The sequence below is a fragment of the Mesorhizobium sp. WSM4815 genome (assembly GCF_055811575.1).
Window position 1 is genome coordinate 19294 of sequence record NZ_JBVVQS010000068.1, and the last position, 23307, is coordinate 42600.

Annotated in this window: 26 protein-coding genes; 10 read left to right on the forward strand and 16 right to left on the reverse strand. The window is 62.5% G+C overall.

The annotated features are described in order from the left end of the window. Positions 1-375 (reverse strand): YkvA family protein (locus AC0L2B_RS01825; RefSeq protein ID WP_473743932.1); only part of this gene is annotated, 375 nt, incomplete at its 3' end. A 110-nt stretch (positions 376-485) separates the two neighbouring features. After that, positions 486-683 (reverse strand): hypothetical protein, encoded by a 198-nt coding sequence (locus AC0L2B_RS01830; RefSeq protein WP_473531527.1) that lies wholly within the window; start codon positions 681-683, stop codon positions 486-488. Positions 684-686: 3 nt separating this feature from the next. Here AC0L2B_RS01830 and AC0L2B_RS01835 point away from each other — a divergent pair, with 3 nt between their 5' ends. Further along, a complete protein-coding gene (locus tag AC0L2B_RS01835) occupies positions 687-827 on the forward strand; it encodes a hypothetical protein (RefSeq protein ID WP_473743933.1) in 141 nt (46 codons plus the stop codon). Between the two features lie 47 nt (positions 828-874). Here the strand turns inward: AC0L2B_RS01835 and AC0L2B_RS01840 are convergent, their stop codons facing one another. The 5 genes from AC0L2B_RS01840 to AC0L2B_RS01860 all read right to left on the reverse strand — a co-directional run bounded on the left by AC0L2B_RS01840 (position 875) and on the right by AC0L2B_RS01860 (position 5126). Continuing rightward, positions 875-1204, reverse strand: a complete 330-nt coding sequence (locus AC0L2B_RS01840; protein WP_473743935.1) for a cupredoxin domain-containing protein — start codon at positions 1202-1204, stop codon at positions 875-877. Next, positions 1201-1725 (reverse strand): DUF4142 domain-containing protein, encoded by a 525-nt coding sequence (locus tag AC0L2B_RS01845; protein ID WP_473513659.1) that lies wholly within the window; start codon positions 1723-1725, stop codon positions 1201-1203. The genes AC0L2B_RS01840 and AC0L2B_RS01845 overlap by 4 nt, the downstream gene beginning before the upstream one ends. A 98-nt stretch (positions 1726-1823) precedes the next feature. Further along, positions 1824-2504 carry an RNA polymerase sigma factor gene (locus AC0L2B_RS01850; RefSeq protein WP_287053773.1) on the reverse strand — a complete coding sequence of 227 codons (681 nt, stop codon included), beginning with the start codon at positions 2502-2504 and terminating at the stop codon, positions 1824-1826. A 102-nt stretch (positions 2505-2606) separates the two neighbouring features. Further along, complete coding sequence (locus AC0L2B_RS01855) at positions 2607-3695, reverse strand: HPP family protein (protein WP_473743936.1); 1089 nt, start codon at positions 3693-3695, stop codon at positions 2607-2609. Positions 3696-3959: 264 nt separating this feature from the next. Then, entirely contained in the window at positions 3960-5126 is a 1167-nt protein-coding gene (locus AC0L2B_RS01860; protein WP_287341767.1) for a cystathionine beta-lyase, read from the reverse strand. A gap of 430 nt (positions 5127-5556) precedes the next feature. Here AC0L2B_RS01860 and AC0L2B_RS01865 point away from each other — a divergent pair, with 430 nt between their 5' ends. The 5 genes from AC0L2B_RS01865 to AC0L2B_RS01885 all read left to right on the forward strand — a co-directional run bounded on the left by AC0L2B_RS01865 (position 5557) and on the right by AC0L2B_RS01885 (position 10613). Next, positions 5557-6585, forward strand: a complete 1029-nt coding sequence (locus AC0L2B_RS01865; RefSeq protein ID WP_091590648.1) for an amino acid ABC transporter substrate-binding protein — start codon at positions 5557-5559, stop codon at positions 6583-6585. A gap of 63 nt (positions 6586-6648) precedes the next feature. After that, the gene (locus tag AC0L2B_RS01870; protein ID WP_091590650.1) at positions 6649-7836 is read left to right on the forward strand and encodes an amino acid ABC transporter permease; all 1188 of its coding nucleotides are present in this window, start codon (positions 6649-6651) and stop codon (positions 7834-7836) included. A gap of 4 nt (positions 7837-7840) precedes the next feature. Further along, positions 7841-8998: an amino acid ABC transporter permease gene (locus AC0L2B_RS01875; RefSeq protein ID WP_027155356.1), complete on the forward strand. Its 1158-nt coding sequence runs from the start codon at positions 7841-7843 to the stop codon at positions 8996-8998. Positions 8999-9019: 21 nt separating this feature from the next. After that, positions 9020-9823: an amino acid ABC transporter ATP-binding protein gene (locus AC0L2B_RS01880; RefSeq protein ID WP_023800620.1), complete on the forward strand. Its 804-nt coding sequence runs from the start codon at positions 9020-9022 to the stop codon at positions 9821-9823. Positions 9824-9926: 103 nt separating this feature from the next. After that, complete coding sequence (locus tag AC0L2B_RS01885) at positions 9927-10613, forward strand: TIGR02117 family protein (RefSeq protein ID WP_473743937.1); 687 nt, start codon at positions 9927-9929, stop codon at positions 10611-10613. Between the two features lie 241 nt (positions 10614-10854). Here AC0L2B_RS01885 and AC0L2B_RS01890 read toward each other — a convergent pair whose 3' ends face one another. Together AC0L2B_RS01890 and AC0L2B_RS01895 are read right to left on the reverse strand one after the other, a co-directional pair. After that, positions 10855-12081 (reverse strand): FAD-dependent monooxygenase, encoded by a 1227-nt coding sequence (locus AC0L2B_RS01890; RefSeq protein WP_473743938.1) that lies wholly within the window; start codon positions 12079-12081, stop codon positions 10855-10857. Positions 12082-12096: 15 nt separating this feature from the next. After that, positions 12097-12342, reverse strand: a complete 246-nt coding sequence (locus AC0L2B_RS01895) for a zinc-finger domain-containing protein (RefSeq protein WP_091590655.1) — start codon at positions 12340-12342, stop codon at positions 12097-12099. 318 nt (positions 12343-12660) lie between these two features. On the opposite strand from AC0L2B_RS01895, the gene AC0L2B_RS01900 reads away from it, so the two are divergent. Then, positions 12661-14862 carry an RNA degradosome polyphosphate kinase gene (locus tag AC0L2B_RS01900; protein WP_473513667.1) on the forward strand — a complete coding sequence of 734 codons (2202 nt, stop codon included), beginning with the start codon at positions 12661-12663 and terminating at the stop codon, positions 14860-14862. Then, positions 14862-16397 (forward strand): exopolyphosphatase, encoded by a 1536-nt coding sequence (gene ppx / locus AC0L2B_RS01905; RefSeq protein ID WP_473743939.1) that lies wholly within the window; start codon positions 14862-14864, stop codon positions 16395-16397. Before AC0L2B_RS01900 ends, ppx begins: the two co-directional genes overlap by 1 nt. Before the next feature lie 69 nt (positions 16398-16466). Here ppx and AC0L2B_RS01910 read toward each other — a convergent pair whose 3' ends face one another. The 4 genes from AC0L2B_RS01910 to AC0L2B_RS01925 form a co-directional block, all read right to left on the reverse strand. After that, positions 16467-16889 (reverse strand): DoxX family protein, encoded by a 423-nt coding sequence (locus tag AC0L2B_RS01910; protein WP_473743940.1) that lies wholly within the window; start codon positions 16887-16889, stop codon positions 16467-16469. Between the two features lie 150 nt (positions 16890-17039). Next, the gene (locus tag AC0L2B_RS01915) at positions 17040-17474 is read right to left on the reverse strand and encodes a DoxX family protein (RefSeq protein ID WP_287243980.1); all 435 of its coding nucleotides are present in this window, start codon (positions 17472-17474) and stop codon (positions 17040-17042) included. A 123-nt stretch (positions 17475-17597) separates the two neighbouring features. After that, positions 17598-18995 carry a class II fumarate hydratase gene (gene fumC, locus AC0L2B_RS01920; protein ID WP_473743942.1) on the reverse strand — a complete coding sequence of 466 codons (1398 nt, stop codon included), beginning with the start codon at positions 18993-18995 and terminating at the stop codon, positions 17598-17600. A gap of 107 nt (positions 18996-19102) precedes the next feature. Continuing rightward, on the reverse strand, positions 19103-19873 hold the full coding sequence (locus AC0L2B_RS01925; RefSeq protein WP_473743943.1) for an NIPSNAP family protein: 771 nt from the start codon (positions 19871-19873) through the stop codon (positions 19103-19105). Positions 19874-19968: 95 nt separating this feature from the next. Between AC0L2B_RS01925 and AC0L2B_RS01930 the strand changes: the two genes are divergently transcribed. Beyond that, complete coding sequence (locus AC0L2B_RS01930) at positions 19969-20634, forward strand: TetR/AcrR family transcriptional regulator (protein WP_473743944.1); 666 nt, start codon at positions 19969-19971, stop codon at positions 20632-20634. A 36-nt stretch (positions 20635-20670) separates the two neighbouring features. On the opposite strand, the gene AC0L2B_RS01935 is transcribed toward AC0L2B_RS01930, so the two are convergent. Continuing rightward, positions 20671-21258, reverse strand: coding sequence for a hypothetical protein (locus AC0L2B_RS01935; protein ID WP_473743945.1), 588 nt, complete (start codon positions 21256-21258; stop codon positions 20671-20673). A 121-nt stretch (positions 21259-21379) separates the two neighbouring features. Here AC0L2B_RS01935 and AC0L2B_RS01940 point away from each other — a divergent pair, with 121 nt between their 5' ends. Next, positions 21380-22510, forward strand: coding sequence for a metallophosphoesterase (locus AC0L2B_RS01940; protein ID WP_473743946.1), 1131 nt, complete (start codon positions 21380-21382; stop codon positions 22508-22510). A 69-nt stretch (positions 22511-22579) separates the two neighbouring features. Here the strand turns inward: AC0L2B_RS01940 and AC0L2B_RS01945 are convergent, their stop codons facing one another. Then, a complete protein-coding gene (locus tag AC0L2B_RS01945) occupies positions 22580-22759 on the reverse strand; it encodes a CsbD family protein (RefSeq protein ID WP_091590669.1) in 180 nt (59 codons plus the stop codon). Positions 22760-23032: 273 nt separating this feature from the next. Next, a complete protein-coding gene (locus AC0L2B_RS01950; RefSeq protein WP_156941649.1) occupies positions 23033-23287 on the reverse strand; it encodes a hypothetical protein in 255 nt (84 codons plus the stop codon). Positions 23288-23307: the final 20 nt, after the last annotated feature.

The following is a 23307-nucleotide window of genomic DNA, read 5'->3' on the forward strand; positions in this document are numbered from 1 at the left end:
CCCCCACCCCCCCAAAACCCCAAACGCCCCAAACCCCACCCCCCCCCCCACCAAAAAAAAAACCCCCCCCCTGTTTGGGGGGTTTTTTCCCCGCGGGGCGCCCCCCCCCCTAAACTCGTCCATCAGCGGCGGCGGAACAAGCCTTATGGCCAGGATTACGCCGAGCGGTACGATGATCAGGTCGTCGAGATAACCGAGCACCGGAATGAAATCCGGGATCAGGTCGATTGGGGAAAGCGCATAGGCGGCTACCATTCCGGCAACGAACTTTGCAAACCAGGGCACTTGAGGATCGCGTGCGGCGAACCACAGGGCGACGACATCAAGCTTGATGTCGCGGGCCCGGCTTTTTGCCGCTTCCAGCCATGCTTTCATAGGGTTACTTTAGCACAGATTGTCGTCCGCCTGCATCCGAGCGGCGGTCGCTGGTCGTAGAAAGACTAGACCAGACCGTCCGTGGCGCGTCCCAAAGGATGCGCGGCGCTCTAACGCTCCGACGATTCGGTGCTGCCCGCCGGCTTCGAAACATAGGCGTCGAGAAAGTCCTGCGAGGCGACATCGTCGGCGAGGCTCCTCAGCTTTTCGGCCGCGGCCGCCCCCAAAATCGCCTCGACGCGCCGGTTGGCCTCGACCCACACGACATATGCCTGCTGGTATCGCGCTTTTCCGAGTGGCGTCAGCACAGCATGTTTCGTTCGCCGATCATGGGCATCCTGGCGGACCTCGACCAGACCGTCGCGCTGTGGGAAACCTACGACGCCGCCCCCACCGCCCTGTTCGCCGCGACGCAGACCGGCGACCCGGCGCCCCGCTACCAGGCGGCTTGACGCCGCCCGACCGCCCTGAGCGCGCAGGGCGGTCTCTGCTGGCTTGGCTAGGGCGACGTCACCGTCATTTGCCCTTTCATGTTGGGGTGGAAGCGGCAGAAATAGTCGAACGCTTCCGCCTTCTGAAGGACCATGCTCGCCGATGTCTTCGGCGGGATCGTCACCTCCCAGCCGCCTTTGACGGTCGCCGTGTGGGCGAACACGTCGTTGTTGACCCACACGATCGTGTCGCCGACCTTCGCCTCAATGCTTGCGGGCGAAAATACAAGCCTCTCGATCGTCACCTCAATCGTTTCGGCCTTGGCTGGTGCGGCAGCAATACTCAACGCCATTGCAATCCACAGATGCCGTTTCGACACCGTCGGTGCTGTTCTCATTTCAGCATGCCGGCGACATGTTCGGCATGCTGTTCATGGCCCTGGAATAGCTTCAGGCCGGTCTCCAGCAGGCTCTTCAGTTCGGCATTCTCGGCCGAGGGGATCAGCAGAGTTTCGAGCGCGCCGTTGACCTGCTTGTGATAGGCAACCTCGTTGTCGACATAGGCCTTGTCGAACGCGGTGCCGTCGAGCTTGGCGAGCTTCGCCCGTTCCTCGGCCGCCGCCTTGGTTAGCGCCTTGCTGGTGGCGTTGTCCTCTGGCGTGACGTTGAGCTTCTCGACCAGGTCAAGCGCCTGTTTGTTCACGGCTTCATGGTCTCGCACCATGTCTTTGGCGAAATCGAGAATCTCCTTGTTCTTCGATTTCTTCAGTGCTTGCATGGCCGCCTCGACGTCAAGCACGCCGGCTGTGTAGGCGATGTGCGCGATCTGCGGGTCGCTCGGCTTGTCGGAGGCTTGCGCCGACGTCGCTGCGCTGAGCAGGAAAAGCGCGGCCAGTGCGGTGGTCGATCGAATAAACATGACGTTCTCCTTCGCCGGATGCGGTTGGCTCCGGGCATTTTCAGTTGACGATGATTGGATGCCGGAAGGGAGCAAACGTTCCCGGGAATTCGGGAAAATCAGTCTGTAAAGCCAAGCCGCTGCATCACCGCGGCGGTCAGCCGTTCACACCGGCGGCCGGCGAAGGGGAAGGCATCGAGCAGCACCGGGCCGATCTGATCGGCCAGCGCCTTGCGCACGAGGGCGCGGGCGCGGTGCAGCCGGGTCTTGACGGTTTCGGGCCGCACATCAAGCAATTCGGCGGTCTCGTCTATGCTGAGACCTTCGATCACCCGCGCCACGAATACTGTCCGGTAGACATCGGGAAGGCGATCGGTCGCCCGTTCGACAAGCTCGAGGATCTGCCGTTGCGCCATCATCCGCTCCGGATCGTCGCTGGGATTGAGGGGGAACTTGATGATTTCGGCTTGTAGATTTTGCGGCATCGCTACCGTTCGCCGCCTTTTGCGCAAACGCCCAAGCGCCTCGTTGATGACGATGCGCGACAGCCATGTGGCGAGAGAGGATTCGCCGCGAAAATCCCCGAGCTGGGCAAAGGCCCTGACATAGGCCTCCTGCACGATGTCTTCAGCCTCGCTGTCGTTGCGGACGACGCTGCGGGCGATACGATAGAGTCGCTGGTTGTGCATTTTGATAATCGTGTGGAAGGCTCCGCCCTCGCGCGCCAGCGCACGGCCGACAAGCTGCATCTCGCCAGATGCGGCGGGCATGACGGTCGCAGATATGGCCGGTTTCCTCATCGCGAGCCAATCTCATGACCGGAAGCAAATCCTCCGATCGAAACATTGGACGGGCTAACCGCGAAAAGGTTCCCGAACATTTTTCCCGGCGGCCGGCACCGCTTACGCTGCCGCTTCCCCCAACGCCTTGTCGCCAGCTTGCGCGCGTGCCGTTGCGGCCAGCAGATCGGTCTGCGTGATGAGGCCGAGGATGTGCTGGTTGTCGTCTACGATGACGACGGCGTGGCTGCGGCCGTCGGTAAGCACCGGCAGGAGGCCCATGGCCGGCGCACTCGCCGAGGCAGTCGCCACGGCCTTTGTCACGCTTTTCACCGCTTGCGCCGCCCGCGCCAGTTCGCGCAGTCCGACGGCGCCGATAAGCTTGGCCTCCGCGTCGACGACCGGCAGCATCCGGATATTGTGATCGAGCAGCAGATGACGCGCCTCGTCGGCATCAGCATGCTCGTCCACGGCAATCACGTCGCGCGACATGATATCCTCGCACAGCAAGGTCCGGTGCGTGCGCACCATCGCCTGTAACTCCACCTGCCGCAGTAGCCGTTCGAGATCGTTGCGGTCGATGTCGAACGTCTCCTCCAAAGCGCCGAGCGCAGCATCGATGTCCTCGGGCCGGAAGCCGATACGCTCCTGCGCCGGTGGATCGATGGTGCCGTGGCTGTTCTTTGACGCAGCGGTGGTACCATGCGGGTAGGTCCGTCGCGTCAGCTTGTGAAAACCGTATCCGAGCGCCACCAGCACGATCGAGTTCAATGCCACCGGCACGAACGGAAACAGGAAGCCGGCGTCGATGACGGCCGGGCCGCCGAACACCGCCGTCAGAGCCGCCGCGCCGCCTGGTGGATGCAGGCAGCGTGTGAACGACATCGCGGCGATGGCCAACGATACCGCAATGCCCACCACAAGGACGGGCTCATGTATGAAACGCGCCACAATCACGCCGACGAGCGCCGATATGGTGTTGCCGCCGATGATCGACCAGGGTTGCGCCAACGGGCTCGCCGGCACTGCGAACAAAAGCACGGCCGAGGCACCCATCGGCGCCACGAGCAGCGGCACATGCGGGCCGCTGCCGAGCACGAGGCCACCGATCGCGCCGGTCAGCGCAATGCCGATCGTCGCACCGAAACAGGCGATCATGCGCTCGCGCAGTGTCGCGCCGGCCAGTATGGGAGAAAAAAGACGAAAGGCCATGGGTGCTCTGGGGTTGATCCCACTCTGGGGTTGATCCCCGAGGAGTGTTGAACTTTGAAACGCCTTGCAATGACGCCAGACTGCTGAATTCGAAAGCCAAACCAATCCGAGAAATAGCGGATTTGGGAAATATTGTTGCGCGACGCGGGTAGATCAGGCGAGGTCCGGCCGCCAGCCGGAGCAGCTACACAGCGTGATCCGGCTAGTCTTTTCAAGAGGTTGAGCGCGTTTTCTGAATCGGTGTTGGAAGCTCGCTACCGTAGCTCAACCCGCCGCCGCAGTGAGGCCGCGCGCCAGATCGGCCTTCAAATCCTCGACATCCTCGAGTCCGATCTGCAGGCGGATGAGCGGGCCGTCATAAGGCCCCTTGGCGACGACGCGGTCGCCGAGGAAGACCGGCACCGCAAGGCTCTCATAGCCGCCCCAGGAATAGCCGAGGCCGAATATCCTGAGCGCGTCAAGGAAGGCATGCTGCTGTTTCTGGCCGCCGCCCTTGAGCACGATCGAAAAAATGCCGCTCGAGCCGCAGAAGTCGCGCTTCCAGAGATCGTGGTCGGGATGGCTGGCAAGCGCTGGATGCAGCACCCGCGCCACGCCCGGCTGGCCCTCCAGCCAGCCGGCGATCGCCAGAGCGCTGCGCTGATGGTGGTCGAGGCGCACACCCATGGTGCGCAGGCCGCGCAGCACCTGATAGACGTCGTCCGGCCCGGCGCAGCAGCCCATCGTGTAAAATGTCTCGCAAAGCTGTTTCCAGCAGGCCTTGTTGGCCGACGCCGTGCCGAGCAGCACGTCGGAATGGCCGGCCGGATATTTCGTCGCCGCATGGATCGAGATGTCGACGCCGTGGTCGAGCGGGCGGAAGTAGAGCGGCGTCGCCCAGGTGTTGTCCATCATCACGATCGCACCTGCGGCGTGTGCCGCGCTGGAAATGGCCGGTATGTCCTGCACCTCGAAAGTGTTGGAGGCCGGCGATTCGGTGAACACGACCTTGGTGTTGGATTTGATCAACGCCGCTATACCGGCGCCGACATGCGGATCGTAATATTCGACCTCGACGCCTAGCCGTTTCAGCATCGTGTCGGCGAAATTGCGGGTTGGGTGATAGACGGAATCGACAATCAGGACATGGTCGCCCGCCGACAGGAAGGCGAGCAGCGGCACTGTCACCGCCACCAGGCCGGAGGGCACCACAATCGTGCCGGCCGAGCCTTCCAGTCCGTCGATGGCGCTGGCAAGGGCGTCGGTGGTCGGCGTGCCGCGCGTGCCGTAGGTGTATTTCTGGCCGCGTGCCGCCATCGTCGCCGCGTTGGGAAAGAGCACGGTCGAGGCATGCACGACCGGCGGGTTGATGAAGCCGAAATAGTCATGCGGATTGTTGCCCGAGTGGGCAAGCCGCGTGTTGATGCCCATTTCATTGCCGTCTTTTGCCATTGCGCTTCGCCTCTGATGAAGCGCTAGCCATAGTGCGGCGGCATTGGCCGCGCAACCGTTCGCCAACCGCCAGCCGGCGGACTGGTTGTGCCAATCGCTCCGATGGCATTCAGGCGCGCGGCGCTGTCTCGCCGAAGAAGGATTTCAGAAGCCAGCTCCGATTCGCGTTGGCCGGACCTCGCAGTTGCTGGCTAATTTTCGGGCGCGTTTGTCTGCAATTCAGGCATTTGCGGCAAATGGTTTGAAACTCTTGGGGTTTCGGTCATTTTCCTTGACCTCACTGTGATAATCGCCTTCGATGCAGCTCGTGAATGGGAGGCAGCGCGTCGGTTGCGATGCGGGTTCCGGTAATGGGCCGGAACGGGAAGCTGCGTTCACACGGAAAAAAAGTCAGGTTCGCCTGAAAAAAACAGAAAAGGGTCTGTGGGTTATGAAACACATTGCAATCGGCATTCTGGGCGCCGCCACGCTTGGATTGGTCGCTTCGGCCGCGTCGGCGGCCACGCTCGACGACGTCAAGGCCAAGGGCTTCATCCAATGCGGCGTGTCGACCGGTCTGGCCGGCTTCTCGGCGCCGGACGACAAAGGCGACTGGCAAGGCATCGATGCGGACTTCTGCCGCGCTGTCGCGGCCGCCGTGTTCGGCGATGGCACCAAGGTCAAATTCACGCCGCTCAGCGCCAAGGAACGCTTCACCGCACTGCAGTCAGGCGAGATCGACGTCCTGTCGCGCAACACCACCTGGACCATCAACCGCGATACTGCGCTTGGTCTGAACTTCGTCGGTGTCACCTATTATGACGGACAGGGCTTCATGATCAACGCCAAGAAGCTACCGGGGGTGAATTCCGCGCTGCAGCTTTCGGGCGCGGCGGTCTGCGTGCAGAGCGGCACCACGACCGAACTCAACCTCGCCGACTACTTCAAGACGAACAAGATGGAGTACAGCCCGGTCGTGTTTGAACAGCTGTCAGAGGTCGATGCGGCCTATGACGCCGGCCGTTGCGATGTCTACACCACCGACCAATCAGGTCTCTACGGCATCCGGCTGACGCTGGGCGCGCCCGCCGACCACGTCGTGCTGCCTGAGATCATCTCCAAGGAACCGCTCGGACCGGCCGTGCGCCAGGGCGACGACCAGTGGTACCACATCGTAAAGTGGACCTATTTTGCGCTGCTGCAGGCAGAGGAACTCGGCATCACCAAGGCCAATGTCGAGGAAATGAAGGCCTCGGAAAATCCCGAGATCAAGCGCGTGCTCGGCCAGGAGGCCGATACCAAGATCGGCACCGATCTCGGCGTCTCCAACGACTGGGTCGTCAACATCGTCAAGGCCGTCGGCAATTACGGCGAAATGTTCGAACGCAATGTCGGGTCGGGCAGCCCGCTGAAGATCGCGCGCGGCATCAACGCGCTGTGGACCAAGGGCGGTCTGCAATACTCTCCGCCGATCCGCTGATCGAAATGTGATCCGGGAGGCAGATCGTCTGCCTCCCGGTTTCTCTTTCCAGGGGATGGTCGAATGGCATCGCAGGAAATTCTTCGCGAGGAGCCAAGCCGCGGCTCCTTCATCAATGATCCAAAGGTCCGCGGCATAGTCTTCCAGGCGGTGGTCGTTATCGTGCTGGTTGCGTTGGTCTGGTGGATCGTCCAAAACACCATAGACAATCTGACGCGCCTGCGCATTGCGTCAGGCTTCGGCTTCCTCAGGGGCCGCGCCGGCTTCGACATCAGTGACAGCGCCATCGCCTATTCGTCGGATTCGACCTATGGCCGCGCCATTGTGGTCGGCTTCGTCAACACGCTCATCGTTGCCGCCGCCGGCATCGTCACCGCCACCATCATCGGCTTTATCCTTGGCGTCGGCCGGCTTTCGCACAACTGGCTGATCCGCAAGATCTGCATGGTCTATGTCGAGGTCTTTCGCAACATCCCGCCGCTGCTGGTCATCTTCTTCTGGTATTCCGGCGTGCTTTCGGTGCTGCCGCCGCCGCGTGAAAGCATCAATTTGCCGTTCAGCTCTTTTCTCAACCAACGCGGCTTTTATTTTCCACGCGCCGTGTGGGGCGAAGGCTCCTGGCTGATCCTGGTTGCTTTGCTTCTCGGCATCGCCATGGCGTGGTTCGTCGCCCGCAAGGCGCGTCAGCGGCAGATGGCGACCGGCCAGCAATTCCCTGTGTTCTGGACATCGGCGGCTTTGATCATCGGCTTGCCGTTGCTGGCCTACGCGCTCAGCGGCTTCCCGCTGAGCTTCGATTATCCAAAGCAATCGACCTTCAACCTGACTGGCGGCTTTCAGGTCAAACCGGAGTTCCTGTCGCTCTACCTGGCGCTGTCCTTCTATACGGCGGCCTTCATCGCCGAAATCGTGCGGGCCGGCATCATGGGCGTCAATAAGGGTCAGACCGAGGCAGCTGGTGCGCTCGGGCTGCGGCCGGGATCGATCCTGCGGCTTGTCGTCATTCCGCAAGCCATGCGGATCGTCATTCCGCCGCTGACCAGCCAATATCTGAACCTGACCAAAAACTCGTCCCTGGCCATCGCCATCGGCTACCCGGATCTGACGGCGACGACCGGCACGGTGCTGAACCAGACCGGTCAGGCTATCGAGTGCGTGCTGATCATGATGGTGGTCTATCTCGCACTCAGCCTGTTAACGTCGGCGGTCATGAACGTGGTCAACGCCAGAATGGCGCTGGTGGAGAGGTAGCGACATGCAGGAGCACGATCTTTCCTTCGTCCGCGTCGAAATGGCGCTGGCACAGTCGGCGCCTGCAAGCGAGCGCGGCCTGGGCGCCTGGATACGCAAGAACCTGATTGCGTCGACCGGTGACACGATCCTGACCATCATCGGCATCGTGCTGGTCGCGATGATCCTGCCGCAACTGATCAGCTGGGCCTTCATCAACGCCCAATGGACCGGCGCGGACCGCACCTTTTGCGCCACAGCGGCACAGGGCGGCGTCCAGCCGGACGGCTGGTCCGGCGCCTGTTGGGCCTTCGTCAACGCCAAGTTCGGCCAGTTCATGTTCGGCCGCTATCCGATCGATGAGCGCTGGCGGCCGATCCTGGTCGCCATCCTGTTCGTGGCGCTTCTGGTGCCGCTGCTCATCCCGAAGGTGCCGCGCAAGGGGCTGAACGCCATATTGTTCTTCGGGGCGCTGCCGATCTTTGCCTTCATCCTGCTGGTTGGTGGCGTGTTCGGCCTGCCGCATGTCGAAACCCCGCTATGGGGAGGGCTGCTGGTGACGCTCACCCTGTCCTTCGTCGGCATTGCCGTGTCGCTGCCGCTCGGCATCGTGCTGGCGCTCGGACGGCGCTCGAAGATGCCGATCGTCAAGATGCTGTGCGTCATCTTCATCGAGACGGTGCGCGGCATCCCGCTGATCACCGTGCTGTTCATGGCCAGCGTCATGCTGCCGCTGTTCCTGCCGGCCGGCGTCAGCTTCGACAAGTTCCTGCGCGCGCTGATCGGTGTTTCGCTGTTTGCCGCTGCCTATATGGCCGAAGTGGTGCGGGGCGGCCTGCAGGCGATCCCCAAGGGCCAATATGAGGGTGCGGATTCGCTCGGCCTCGGTTACTGGCAGAAAATGGGCCTGATCGTGCTGCCGCAGGCGCTGAAGCTGGTCATTCCCGGCATCGTCAATACCTTCATTGGCATGTTCAAGGACACCAGCCTGGTTTCGATCATCTCGATGTTCGACCTGCTCGGCGTCGTCAAACAGAATTTTAACGACCCCAACTGGGCAACGCCGCAAACGGCCAGGTCCGGCCTAGTGTTTGCTGCCTTTGTCTTCTGGCTGTTCTGTTTCGGCATGTCGCGCTATTCGATGTTCACGGAACGCCGGCTCGACACCGGCCACAAGCGCTAAGAACAAAAAAGGGAACCTTCCATGACAATAGAAAATGCAGTCAGCGCGGAAGAGATCAAGGTCAATGCCGCCAAGATGCAGGTTTCCACCACCGATGTCGCCATCGACATCATCGCCATGCACAAATGGTACGGCGAATTCCATGTGCTGAAGGACATCAACCTGAAGGTGATGCGCGGCGAGCGCATCGTCATTTGCGGCCCTTCGGGCTCGGGCAAATCGACGATGATCCGCTGCATCAACCGGCTGGAAGAGCACCAGAAGGGCAAGATCATCGTCGACGGCAAGGAATTGACCAACGATCTCAAGAAGATCGACGAGGTGCGCCGCGAGGTCGGCATGGTGTTCCAGCATTTCAACCTGTTCCCGCATTTGACCATCCTGGAAAACTGCACGCTGGCGCCGATCTGGGTGCGCAAGACGCCGAAGAAGCAGGCCGAGGAAATCGCCATGCACTTCCTCACGCGCGTCAAGATTCCGGAACAGGCCAACAAATATCCCGGCCAGCTTTCCGGCGGCCAGCAGCAGCGCGTCGCCATCGCCCGCTCGTTGTGCATGAATCCGCGCATCATGCTGTTCGACGAGCCGACCTCGGCGCTCGATCCCGAAATGATCAAGGAAGTGCTGGAGACGATGGTTGGCCTCGCCGAAGAGGGCATGACCATGCTCTGCGTCACCCACGAGATGGGCTTTGCACGCAAGGTCGCCAACCGGGTGATCTTCATGGACCAGGGCCAGATCGTCGAGCAGAACACGCCAGCCGAGTTCTTCGACAATCCGCGCCACGAGCGCACAAAACTGTTCCTGTCGCAAATCCTGCACTGATTGCTCTCACGCGAATCAAAAGAGCCCGGCCGAAACCCTGCCGGGCTCTTTTGCGTCTGAGCCGTCAGCAGGCGATTGCGCCCCGATTGCGAGGCCGTCCCTCATGAAAAAGCCGTCCCTCGTGAAAAGGCTTGGGCGTTTTCTCGCCATTCTGGTGGTGGCAATCGTGCTTGCCGTGGTTCTGGGCACATTCATTCCACGGCCGCTCTTGCCGGCGGCCGCCGCCGATCCCGCCGCCACCAGGCACGTCCTGGTGCTGAAAAATCCGATCCACATCGATATCGCCATCCCGGTCGATGACGACGTGCGCAAGCGCTTCCATTTCCTGGTCGGTGGCGGCATTCCGGCCGACATGGCTGGGGTCCGCTACATCGTCTTCGGCTGGGGAGGCCGCGCCTTCTATCTGGAGACGCCGACCTGGTCGGAACTGAAGGCGGCGCCGGTGATGAAGGCGCTGACATTGGACGCATCGGTGATGCATGTCGATGTCGCCGGCAACATTGTCGAGCCGCACCCCGACGTCGCCGGCTTCGACATCAGCGAGCAGCGTTTTGCAGCGCTGCTCGACTTCATCGCGGCGAGTTTCCAGCAAGGGCCGAACGGTCCGATCCTGATCGAGAATGCCGCTTATTCCAGGTTCGACCGCTTCTACGAAGCCAACGGCCATTTCAATGCGCTGGCTGGCTGCAACACCTGGACAGCGGCGGCTCTGCGTATCGGCGGCCTGCGGACAGGCTGGTGGAATCCGCTGGCGGCCTCACTCGACCTGTCGATGCGGATTTATAATTGATGCTCCGGGTAATCAGCGCCTCATTGCGGCGCGCCCCCCTCTGTCCTGCCGGACATCTCCCCCACAAGGAGGCACAAGGAGGGAGATATTCAGTTTCGGCGCCGCGCTTCATCCTGCAACGTTGGAGATTGGCGAAAGCCGAGGTGACGGCCGATCTCCCCCCAAGTGGGGGGAGATGCCAAGTTTTTGGCCAAGAGGGCAGGACAGGAGGGGGGCGCTGTCCCGCCAACCGGTCGAGCTTTCATTGCCGATCGCCATCCGGCGGCCGCCAGCCATAGAGCCAGTCGAGATCGGCCGCGAGCTTTTCCGGCGAGCGCCACTTCAGGAACAGGTTGCGCGCGACGGCCACCGGCCCCGCTGCATGCCAGGCGAGCCGGTTGACCGCACCGCGGCGGGCGACCTTGGCGATGCGCGGGCGGCGCATCTTCTCCCAGGCGGCAAGCGCGCCCCACGGATCGGCGGGCGCGGCAGCGACAAAGCCGGCAAGGGTTGCGGCATCCTCGATCGCCATCGCCGCCCCCTGCGCCGCGAACGGCGTCATTGCATGCGCCGCATCACCGATCAGCGCGATGCCGGCGGGCGTCGTCCATGGCTGTGCCTGGTCGACCGTATGGATCGGCCACGCGGTCCACGGGCCGGCGTCCTCGGCAAGCCGGGCCAGCGCTGCCGCCGTGCCACGCATGGCGCCGAGGAGGATATTGGGGTCGGCGTGGCCCGACCGCCGCTCGGCGATGACCTCGCCCCTGGTGAAGGCAGCCAGGTTGAACGCCATGCCGTTGCTGACGGGATAGGCGACGAGGTGGAAGCCGGGATGCAGGAAGGTGGTCACGCAATTGGCGGCGCCGACCGCCGCAAGGGCTTCTCCTGCGACACTGCCTGCACTGATCGTAGCACGCCAGGCAAGCTCGCCCGAAAACCGGCTTTTGGCCGCAAACCCGCCAAAAGCCCGGATCGCCGACCAGACGCCGTCGGCGCCGATCAGCAGAAAGCCGCCGGCTTCGACTGTCTTGCCGGCAATCTCGACAGTTGCCGTGGCATGGCGCGGTCCTGTGGCGATGCCGCCGACGCGCGCGCCGGTGACGAGACTGATGTCCGGCTGTTCGGCAAGGCGCGCCATCAGCGCGTCTTGCAGATCAGCCCGATGAGCGACGAGATAAGGCGCCTGCCAGCGCCTTTCGGCCGCTTCGCCGAGCGGCACCCGCGCCAGCTCACGCAGCGTGGCGGCGTCCTTGAGCACGACGGCCTCCGGCCGCACCGCCGCCGGCAACAGCCGGTCGAGCACGCCGAACTGGCGAAGGATGCGCGTCGCGTTGGGTGAGAGCTGGATGCCGGCGCCGGCCGCTTCGAGGCGCGGCGCCTGTTCGAACAGCCGCACCAGATAGCCGCGCTCGGAAAACGCCAGTGCCGCGGTCAGTCCGGCGACGCCGGCTCCGGCGATAACGACCTGCCGGGACCGGGTGTCGTCCATCGGATGGTGTGCGCGTCAGGCGGCCTGGTGGATATAGAGGCATCCGGCAGGCTGCGTTTCCGTCGCCTTCAGCTTTGGCGAATAGCGATAAAGCGTCGAGCAATAGGGGCAGACCTTTTCATTGTCGTCGCCCATGTCGAGAAACACATGCGGATGGTCGAAAGGCGGGTTGGCGCCGGTGCACATGAATTCCTTGACGCCGATGTCGATCGCCGCATAACCCGCATCGTTCTGGAAATGGGGAATGGAACCGCCTGCCATCGTCGTCTCCTATATTTGCCGCATGACCCCGGATCATGTGCAAAATCAAAATTCCACCGCGTCCTTTGCGCGTCCAAAGGACGCGCCGCGCTGTACCTGGATTGCATCTGGATCATAAGCAGTCTCTTTGCAAGATCGATGAAATCAAACTGTCGTAAAAGCCTGTCACAGGATAAGCTAAGCCGGTTAAGGCATGGCCCCGAAACCGAATTCGGTTTTGCTGGGGATCATGCGTAGCTTAAGTGGTGGGAGCGTCCTTTTGCGCGTCCGCAAAGACGCGCGACGCTGTGGCCAGCGGGTGCGAAACGAGCAGGAACCATGAACGAACTAAAGCCGGTGCAGAGCGAATTCACCACTGTCGAGGTGGCGAGCCCAGAGGGCGGCAACCCGGACCGGTTCGTCAACCGCGAGTTTTCCTGGCTGCAATTCAACCGCCGCGTCCTCGAAGAATCGCTGAACGCCAACCATCCGCTGCTCGAGCGGGTCCGCTTCCTGTCGATTTCGGCCGCCAATCTCGACGAGTTCTTCATGGTCCGTGTCGCCGGTCTCGCCGGCCAGGTTCGCGAAGGCATCACGCTGAAGAGCGCGGACGGCCGCACCCCCGAACAACAGCTGGAACAATTGCTGCGCGAGGTCGAGCGCCTGCAGGAGGACCAGCAGAACAGCCTATCCGCTCTGATGCTGCTGCTCGACAAGGAAGGCATCGAGAGCATCAGCCGCGATGGGCTGACCAAGGACGAGAAGACCTGGCTCGAGGATCATTTCCAGGAGCAGGTGTTTCCGGTGCTCACACCGCTCTCGATCGACCCGGCGCATCCGTTCCCGTTCATTCCCAATCTCGGCTTCTCGATGGCGCTGCAACTGCGCCACCGCAGGAATGGCGAGGAGATGAGCGCGCTGTTGCGTCTGCCGGTGGCGCTGAAGCGCTTCATCCGCTTGCCTGACCGCAAGCATCATGTCCGCTTCATTCCGCTGGAAGAAGCGGTCGGCCTCTATATCGGCAAGCTGTTCCCCGGCTACGAGGTCAAGGGCTCCGGTACGTTCCGCATCATCCGCGACAGTGACATCGAGGTCGAGGAGGAGTCCGAGGATCTCGTGCGCCTGTTCGAGACGGCGCTGAAACGGCGTCGTCGCGGCTCGGTCATCCGCATCGAATTCGACAAGCTGATGCCGGCCGAACTGCGCGAGTTCGTCGCCGGCGAGCTTGGCGTCTCGTCGAGCCGGATCAGCGTGCTCACCGGTCCGCTGGCGCTCAGCCAGATTTCCGAGATCGTCGCCATCGCCCGCGACGATCTCAAATTCAAGCCTTACAATCCGCGCTTTCCCGAACGCATCCGCGAGCACGGCGGCGACTGTTTCGCCGCCATCCGCGAGAAGGACATCATCGTTCATCACCCCTACGAATCCTTCGACGTGGTGGTGCAGTTCCTGCGCCAGGCGATGGCCGATCCGGAAGTGGTGGCGATCAAGCAGACGCTCTATCGCACCTCGAACGACAGCCCGATCGTGCGCGCTTTGGTCGACGCGGCTGAGGCCGGCAAGTCGGTGACCGCGCTGGTCGAGCTCAAGGCGCGATTCGACGAGGAAGCCAACATCCGCTGGGCGCGCGACCTCGAGCGCGCCGGCGTTCAGGTCGTGTTCGGCTTCCTCGAACTGAAGACCCACGCGAAAATGTCGCTGGTGGTGCGGCGCGAGGACGGCAAGCTGCGCAACTATGTGCATCTCGGCACCGGCAACTACCATCCGGTCACCGCGCGCATCTACACCGACTTGTCCTTCTTCACCACCGCTCCGACAATCGCCCGCGATGTCGCCCAGCTGTTCAATTTTATCACCGGCTACGCCGAGCCGACCGAGGAGATGCGGCTGGCCATCTCGCCGTTCACGCTGCGCAAGCGCATCCTCAAGCACATTTCGGACGAGATTGCCCATGCGCTGGAGGGCAGGCCGGCCCGCATCTGGATGAAGATGAATTCGCTGGTCGACCCGATCATCATCGACGCGCTCTATGACGCCAGCCGCGCCGGCGTCGAGGTCGATCTCGTCGTGCGCGGCATCTGCTGCCTGAGGCCCCAAGTGCCGGGCCTGTCGGAAAACATAAGGGTCAAGTCGATCGTCGGCCGCTTCCTCGAACACAGCCGAATCTATTGTTTCGGCAACGGTCATGGACTGCCGTCGGACGGGGCGATCGTCTACATCTCATCGGCCGATTTGATGCCGCGCAATCTCGACCGTCGCGTCGAAACCATGGTGCCGATCACCAATCCAACGGTGCATGAACAAGTCATCGGCCAGATCATGCTGGGCAACATCATGGACAACCAGCAAAGTTTCGACGTATTGGCTGACGGAACCTCCCGGCGCGCCACGCTCGAGGAGGGCGAGGAACCGTTCAACGCGCAGGAATATTTCATGACCAATCCGAGCCTCTCCGGACGCGGCGATGCGCTGAAATCGCATGCGCCCAAGCGCATCGCGCAGTTCAAGCGCCGCAAGAAAAACGCCGCAGCGACCGGCTGATGATTTCAACGTCCCAGGGCCGGCTTCAGGACCGCCGACCGCTGTCCATCATCGACATCGGGTCCAACTCGATCCGGCTTGTCGTCTATGAGGGGCTGGCGCGCTCGCCGACCACACTGTTCAACGAAAAGATGCTGGCCGGCCTCGGTCGCGGCATCGTCTCGACCGGAAAGCTCGATCCCGAGGCGGTGACCCGTTCGATGGAGGAGTTTCGGCGTTTCCGCGCGCTGGCCGAGCAGGCCGGCGCCGAGCATATGTATGTGCTGGCGACCGCCGCCGCCCGCGAGGCGGTCAACGGCCCCGATTTCATCCACCGCGCCGAAGATGTGCTCAAGACCGAGGTCCAGGTGCTGAGCGGGCGCCAGGAAGCCCACTATTCCGCGCTTGGCGTCATTTCCGGCTTCCACCCGGCCAACGGCATCGCCGGCGACCTCGGCGGCGGCAGCCTCGAACTGGTCGACGTCGATGGCGAGGCAATCGGCGACGGCATCACGCTGCCGCTGGGTGGCCTGCGCCTGCAGGACATGGCCAAGAACTCACTGGCCCAGGCGGCAAAGATAGCGCGCGACGAGCTCGCGAAGGCAAGGCTGCTGAAAGGCGGGCAGGGCAGGCCATTCTATGCCGTCGGCGGCACCTGGCGAAACCTCGCTCGGCTGTACATGGAAATGACCAGCTATCCGCTGAGCGTCATGCACCATTACGAGATCGGCATCGACAGCGCTGCGAACTTCCTCAAGCAGGTCGCCAAGGGCGAGATCGAGAAGATAAGGGGTATCGAAGGCGTCTCGAAGAACCGCCGCTCGCTGCTGCCTTATGGCGCCATCGTGCTGCAGGAGATCATGGCGGCGATGCAGCCGTCAAAGATCATCGTCTCGGCGCTGGGCGTGCGCGAGGGCTTTCTCTATTCGCTGCTCGACAAAGCCGAGCAGAAGGCGGATCCGCTGATCTCGGCGTCGGAGGAACTCGCCCGGCTGCGTTCGCGCTCGGTCACCCACGCGCAAGAGCTTGTCGAGTGGACGGGCAAGACCTTCGCCGCCTTCGGCATCGAGGAGACGGTCGACGAGGCGCGCTACCGCCAGGCCGCCTGCCTGCTTGCCGACATCGGCTGGCGCGCGCATCCCGAATATCGCGGCAAGCAATCGCTCAACATCATTGCCCACGCCTCCTTCATCGGCGTCGACCATCCCGGCCGCGCCTTCCTGGCGCTGGCCAACGCCTACCGTCATGATGGCGTCTTCAACGAATCGATCGCGCCGGAAATCAAGGCACTGGCAACGCCGCGCTATATCGAGCGCGCCCGTGTGCTGGCCGCGGTGATGCGCGTCGTCTACCTGCTGACGGCGGCAATGCCGGGCGTCATGCCGCGGTTGAAATGGGAGAGGCGCGGCAATGGCGTGCTGGCGCTGGTGCTGCCGGCGTCGCTGGCCGATCTTTACGGCGAGCGGCCGGCCGGGCGACTGGCGCAACTGGCGAGGGTCACCAATCGCCGGCTGGTGCTGGCGGTCGAGGGCGGCCCCACTATGCCAGCCAAGTAGTCTGGCTCAGTCAAGTAATCGGCTCGGTCTCGGTTCAAGTAATTCGGCTCAGTCCGGCAGTTGTGTCGGTCAAGTCGTTTCAGCGCCGATCCGAAGCATCCTCCCGTCTATCGAGTAGGCGCCGGCGCCTGCCATTGCCAGCGCCAGAAAACCGCCCGATAGCGCGATGTCCTTCATCAGCATCTGCGAATGCATGAAGGTCAGCGTCGGATCGTCGCCGCCCTGGCCATAGTGGCCGATGAAGCCTGCGGCGATGCAGAAAGCGGCAAGCAGGAGCGCCGCGATCGGCGTCTTGAGGCCGACGAGGATGAGCAGTCCGGCGATCATTTCGAACAGGCCCGTCGCCCAGGCTGCGAGTGTCGGCAGCGGCAGGCCAAGGCCGGAAAAATACCCCGATGTGCCGGCAATGTCGGTAAGCGCGTGAAAGCCGGACGGAACGAATAGAGCGGCGAGCAGCAGCCGCGAAAGCAGAAGCAGCGCATTGCGGGGCATTGGTCACCTCCGACGTCGGCGGCGGTTGGCTTCACCCCGACACCTCATCCTAGCAGAAAGTCCGGCCGCTGATCGACGGGGATAAACCGACAACGAAAAAGGGACGCGGAAAATTCCGCGCCCCTTGCTGCAAGTGGTTCCTGGACTGCTTCAGCCGCGCTTGGCGTCGACCGAATAGGCGCCGGCGCCCGAGGAAGCCAGCACGAGGAAGCCGCCGGCAATCGCCAGGTTCTTCATGAAGCTGATCATCTGCATCTGATCGGCCCAGCCGGTGTGGGCGACCAATCCCGTGGCGACGGTGAAGATTGCCAGCACCCAGGCGGTGATCCGGGTCTGAAAGCCGATGAGGATGGCGAGGCCGCCGAGCAGCTCGAGCAGACCGACGACAATCGCCGTCACGGTCGGCATCGGCAGACCCATGCTGCCGAAGTAACCGGCGGTGCCGGCGATCGCAGTGAGCTTGCCGAAACCGGAAAGCACGAAGATGACCGAAAGCAGGATACGGCCGAGCAGGATGCTGCCTGAGGCGTTGGAAGCGGCGTTGGAAACGGTGCCGGAACCGGCAACGGACGTGTTGGTGGACATGATGGGCTCTCTCCGGGAGGGGTTGTGGTGCCCACCCACATAGAGCAGGGCGACTGTTCACCAAAGATGCAGATTTGGTTACAGATTGTTCACCGCAGTAAAGTTTTTGCGATCAGCGCAAGATCATCCCGGATGCGTCATCTCCTCCGGCCGAACCAGGCGGTCGTAGTCGGCTTCGCTGACCAGCCCGGTGGCAAGCGCTTCCTCACGCAAGGTTGTGCCGTTCTTGTGAGCGTTCTTGGCGATCTTGGCGGCGTTGTCGTAGCCGATGGTCGGCGCCAGTGCTGTCACCAGCATCAGCGAACGGTCGAGGGCGGCCTTGATATTGTCTTCCCGCGCCTCGATGCCGACGACGCAATTGTCGGTGAACGAGATGGAGGCGTCGGCGAGCAGTTGCACCGACTGCAGGAAATTGTAGGCCATCAGCGGGTTGTAGACGTTGAGTTCGAAATGGCCCTGGCTGCCGGCGAAGGTCACGGCCGCATTGTTGCCGAACACCTGGATGCAGACCTGGGTCATCGCCTCGCACTGGGTGGGATTGACCTTGCCCGGCATGATCGACGAACCCGGCTCGTTTTCCGGCAGCGACAGTTCACCAAGGCCGGAGCGCGGGCCGGAGCCGAGCAGACGAATGTCGTTGGCAATCTTGAACAGGGCGCCGGCGCAGGCGTTGATGGCGCCATGCGAGAACACCATGGAATCATGCGCCGCCAGCGCCTCGAACTTGTTTGGCGCGGTGACGAAGGCGATGCCGGTGATCGCGGCGATGCGATCCGCCACTCTCTCGGCAAAGCCGACCGGCGCGTTGAGGCCGGTGCCGACGGCCGTGCCGCCTTGCGCCAGTTCCTGCAGGCCGGGCAGCGTCATCTCGATGCGTTTGATCGAGGAGGCGACCTGCGCGGCATAGCCCGAAAATTCCTGGCCAAGGGTGAGGGGCGTCGCGTCCTGCGTGTGGGTGCGGCCGATCTTGACGATGTGGGCGAATGCTTTGGTCTTGGCCTCCAGCGCGGCGTGCAAATGCCTGAGCGCCGGCAACAAATCGTGCACGATGCGCTCGGCGCAGGCGATGTGCATGGCCGTCGGATAGGTATCGTTCGACGACTGGCTCATATTGACGTGGTCGTTGGGATGCACCGGTTTCTTCGACCCCATGACACCGCCCAGCAGTTCGATCGCCCGGTTGGAGATCACCTCGTTGGCGTTCATGTTGGATTGCGTGCCCGAGCCGGTCTGCCAGACGACCAGCGGGAAATGATCGTTCAGCTTGCCGTCGATGACTTCCTGAGAGGCTTCGATGATCGCCTTGCTGATGGCCGGGTCGAGCCGCTTCAGCTCCATATTGGTTTCGGCCGCCGCCTGCTTGACGATGCCGAGCGCGCGAACGATCGACGCCGGCTGCTTTTCCCAGCCGATTTTGAAATTGCCCAGCGAACGCTGCGCCTGCGCGCCCCAGTAACGATCGGCGGCGACCTCGATGGGACCGAACGTGTCGGTTTCGGTTCTGGTCTCTGGCGCGCTCACATGTCTCTCCGGATTGCAATTTGCAAACGGCCTATCGCGTTGCACAAATGGCTTCAAGCGGAGATTGCGGGCGACAAGGATGCAAATCGGTTGAAGGAGCGCCTCTCTCACCGCCCAAGCAGCGATCGTGAGGTTGGAGATAGGCGCAGCGTTTCCGTCGGTCTGGCCAGGCTCGACTGCAATGCCTGCCAGGCCGGCGCCGCGGCAAGCGCGGCTTCAACGCTTTCGTGGGCGTCCGCGCTGTCGAAGGCGGCGACGCTGATGAAGACATTTTGGCCTGATCGCACCGGCAGGCGGGGAAAGCTGTTTTCGGCATGTTCGGAGACAAACGCAGCAAGTGGTCGCGCGCCATGTGCCGCCAACACGGCAATCGCGCCGGTTTTGAAGCGGCTGGCGAAGTCGGCTTCGGCGCCGTGCCGCAGATGATGAATCTTGATGACAACAATATCCGACAAGCGATTGTCTCCGCTTGGTTCTTCGTAACCATCCAAGGCTGCTCGTTGCGATCCCGACAGATCGAAGCCGGCGCCGGGCCATGCCGGTTTCAGCAACAGCACGTCGTCGGAGGAGATCATCGTGGCGTTGGCGGCGTCGCGCCAGGCGGCCCAGACGGGCCCCTCATAGAACGCGGTCAGTGCATTTTTCCGTGCTTCCATACCCTCGAAGCCGCGCAGCCAGATGAACATGTCAGGCCGGTCGAGATCGCGAAACTGACCGATGATGGTCATGTCAGCCTCTTCCTGACCCTCGATGAGGTGACCGTCGAAGATGCCGATCAGCGTGTCGCGCCGGCCAGGTTTCAGCGTGTATTGCCTGAGCTCGACGACCGGCGAGGCGTTGAGGCCGGATTTGGACGCGGCATTCAGGGGCAGGCTCATCGCGCAATCTCCAAAACAGGGCGTTCATCCTGTTTTATAAACAGACCGGTTGTCCTGTTTTGTCAATCTGCTATCGTTGGAAAATGTCAGCAGAGATGACCGCTCGCCCAAAAGCGCAGCCCGGCAAGCGCACCAACGACCCGGAAGGCCTGCGCAAACGTGTGCTCGATGTCGCCGAAGCCTCCTTTCTGGCGCGCGGCTACCATGCTTCCAGCCTCGGCGACTTGATGGCCGCGGCAGGCGTCACCGGCGGCGCGCTGCATCATCACTTCCCGACCAAGAAGGCGCTGGCCCTGGCGGTGATCGAGGAGCGGGTCGCCGCGGCCGTCGAAGCAACATGGATCGCGCCGGTGCAGGCGGCAGGCTCGACGCGCGAGGGCGTGCGCAGCGTGTTCGAGGCAGTGGCCGCGGAACTGGAGCAACAGGGTTTCGTGCGCGGCTGCCCGCTCAACAACCTGGCGCATGAACTGTCGCTTGCCGATCCGGATTTCCGCACCGCCCTTGCCGGCATCTTTTCGGCGTGGCGCCAGGCGATCGCCGACAAGGTCAGGGCCGACCAGCAAGCGGGCAGGGAGCAGGACACCGATCCGCAGCGCTTCGCGGCATTCGCGGTCGCGACCTATTCCGGCGCCATGTCGATGGCCAAGACGACGCAGGATTCTGCTGTGCTGCGCGATTGCCTGAACGCGCTGGAGCAGGGAATTTCCTCAGCAAGAGCGAAGCGACGTCGCAGGGTGCTGCGGCAGTACAAAGCCTTTTGATGCCGGAGCGCCAGTCGCCTTCTGCCCTGCCGGGAGTTAATTCGGCAGCGGTTTGATGACCTCGTAACCGACCACGCTTTCGGCGTTGGTGCCCTCGTCATAGCGCCTGGCCAGAACGGCCTGCAGATCGGGCGCGTAGAGCGCGGTGAATCCATCCTGGATCTTGCCGGCCTCGTTCTTGATCGTAAGCCTGACGGCTAGCACGTTGTATTTGCAGTCGCCCAGGCTGAACGTCTCCTTGCCTTTGACGCTGATCTCGAGCGTCTCGGTGCCCTTGGGCTGTTTGTTTGCAGCGAGGCGGACGAACACGGTCTTGCTTTTCGCCCCGGCCTTGAGCGGAAACAGCTTTCTGAGATCCGAAAACGGGATCATCGCAAGCTGACCGGTCTCGCTGTCGCGAAACACCTCGATCAGACCGCCGAACAGAAACTGCGTCTGCGGCGATTGGGATTGGTATTCGTTGGCGACCGACACCATTCCACCCGCCGCCGGTCGAAACTCGCTGTGGATGCCGGGCCTTTCGAGAATGAATCCGGCCTTGGCGGCTTTGGCGTCGATGCACTCGGCACCATGAGCGGCGCTCGCCAGGATGGTAAGTGCCGTCGCGATGGATATAGTCTTCATAGCGTTTGCCCGCGCAAGTTGAGTCCTGACCTGAAAAGCAATGCCAGACCTGCGGCAGCGTGTCGACATACCGTTCGCGGCAACTGGACGAAGAGGCGCCGGCTGTGCTGAATTTCACGCCATGAATCGCATCTCGGCAGGATCACTCTCCCGGCGCAGCTTCCTGACGCAGGGAGCAGGGTTGGCCGCGGCCGGCGTCCTTGCGCGACCGGCACTCGGACAGACCGGACAGCGCATTGCGCCTGTCGACGCCACCTTGCTGTTCGTCGCCGATGTCCATGCCTGCCGCATGGCCAGCGGGCTGAGCCCCAATTGCCAGCAGGAAGGCAAGACCGACGCCGCCTTGCTGCGCAGTATCGCCGCGTTGAACGCCATTGGCGAGAAGCACTGGCCGGCCGAAATCAACGGCATCGCCACCGGCCTGCGCTCAGCCGGCAGCCGCATCGACACGCCGCTCGGCCTCGTCGTCGGCGGCGACATGACCGACGACGGCGGCGGCCAGGTCATCCAGCCCAGCGAAGGCACACAGTTGCTCCAGTTCAGCCAGCGTTTCCAGCAGGGCATCGGCCCCGATCGCGTGCATGTGCCGGTCTATGTCGGCCTCGGCAACCACGATCTCGACCAGAACGGCCCGCCAAACCACGTCGACTGGTACCGCCGCGAAATGCGCGACTATGTCGAGGTCAACCATCGTGCCGGCGTGTTCTTCAAGCCGCCGGTGCCGGTGACCAGTTACGATGTCGACACCGACTGCTACTCGTGGGACTGGGGCGGCCTGCATCTCGTCCAGACGCACCGTTTCGCCGGCGACACCGGCCACGGCGCGGTCTCCGGCCTGCCATGGCTGAAGCAGGATCTGGCGACCTATGCAGCGGACGGCCGCCCCGTCATCCTGTTCCAGCACTATGGTTGGGATGTTTTCTCGATCGAACGGTGGGATGCCGCCAAAGGAACCTTCGACGATGAAGGCGCTGGTGCGCCGCACTGGTGGAGCGAGGCGGACCGGCAGGCGCTGCTGGCGGCGCTGAAGGACTACAACGTCATCGGCATCTTCCATGGCCACCAGCACGAGACAGCGATGATCTACCGCGGCGATGGGCTCGACCTGTTCAAGCCGAAGGCCGCTTATATGGGCGGCTTCGCGCTGGCGCGGGTGAGCGGCGACAGCATGGACGTGGCGCTTAGCGAAGCCGTTGGCGACCATGGCGAGATCGCCTTCACCAACGCTTTCTCAAAGAGCCTGAATTTCTAACGGCAACTGAAGCAGACAGCGGACCGCTAAACCGCTTTCCTCATCACTATCGAAACAGCAGCGCAGGGGTCAGATCACCTTCCTGAATTTGTCCTTGATGTCGCCATAGGCCTTCTGCATTTTGCCGGCGATCTTGTCGGCCACGCCTTCAGCTTGGACGCGCCTGTTGCCGGTGGCCTTGCCGGCGGCTTTCTTCACCGAGCCCTTGAGCTGCTTGGCTAGGCCCGCAATCTGACTCTTGTTCACCATGGCCGCATCTCCCGGAATCAATCTGCTGTTTGGGAAACGGGTGGCTGGGTTTTCGGTTCCGGAGCCCTGCCTCGTCGGTCAATCAACAGGTCACGGCCTTTGGCCCTGACCGCCATGGCGATTGCTACTCGGCATAAAAGAACGCCCCTCGCGCGTTTTATTGCACGGGAGGCGTCCTTTGTGTCAGCCTTTCCTGAGATTGCTCTCATGAACTGCTGGCGATGTTTAAAATGCACGGATGCCAAGATGGTTCCCGGCATGGCGCGATTTTTTTTACATTTTTAACAGCTGGCGCTGGGCCCGGTTTTCGGCGTCAGATCCGCCGTCGAATTGCCTGCGCAGCCAGCGTGCCGCCATCGGCCCGCCGACGACGAAAGCAGACGGCGAAAGCAAAAAATTGACACGGCGCCAAAAGAAGTCTAAAAGCAATTCGTCGATATTTGTTTGACCGACTTTTGTTATCCGCGTGTCCAGGCGCGCCTTTGACGAACTTCCCCCATCAAAATCGAGACAAACGCTGTTGTGCATTCGCATGACGGTGAGCGAAT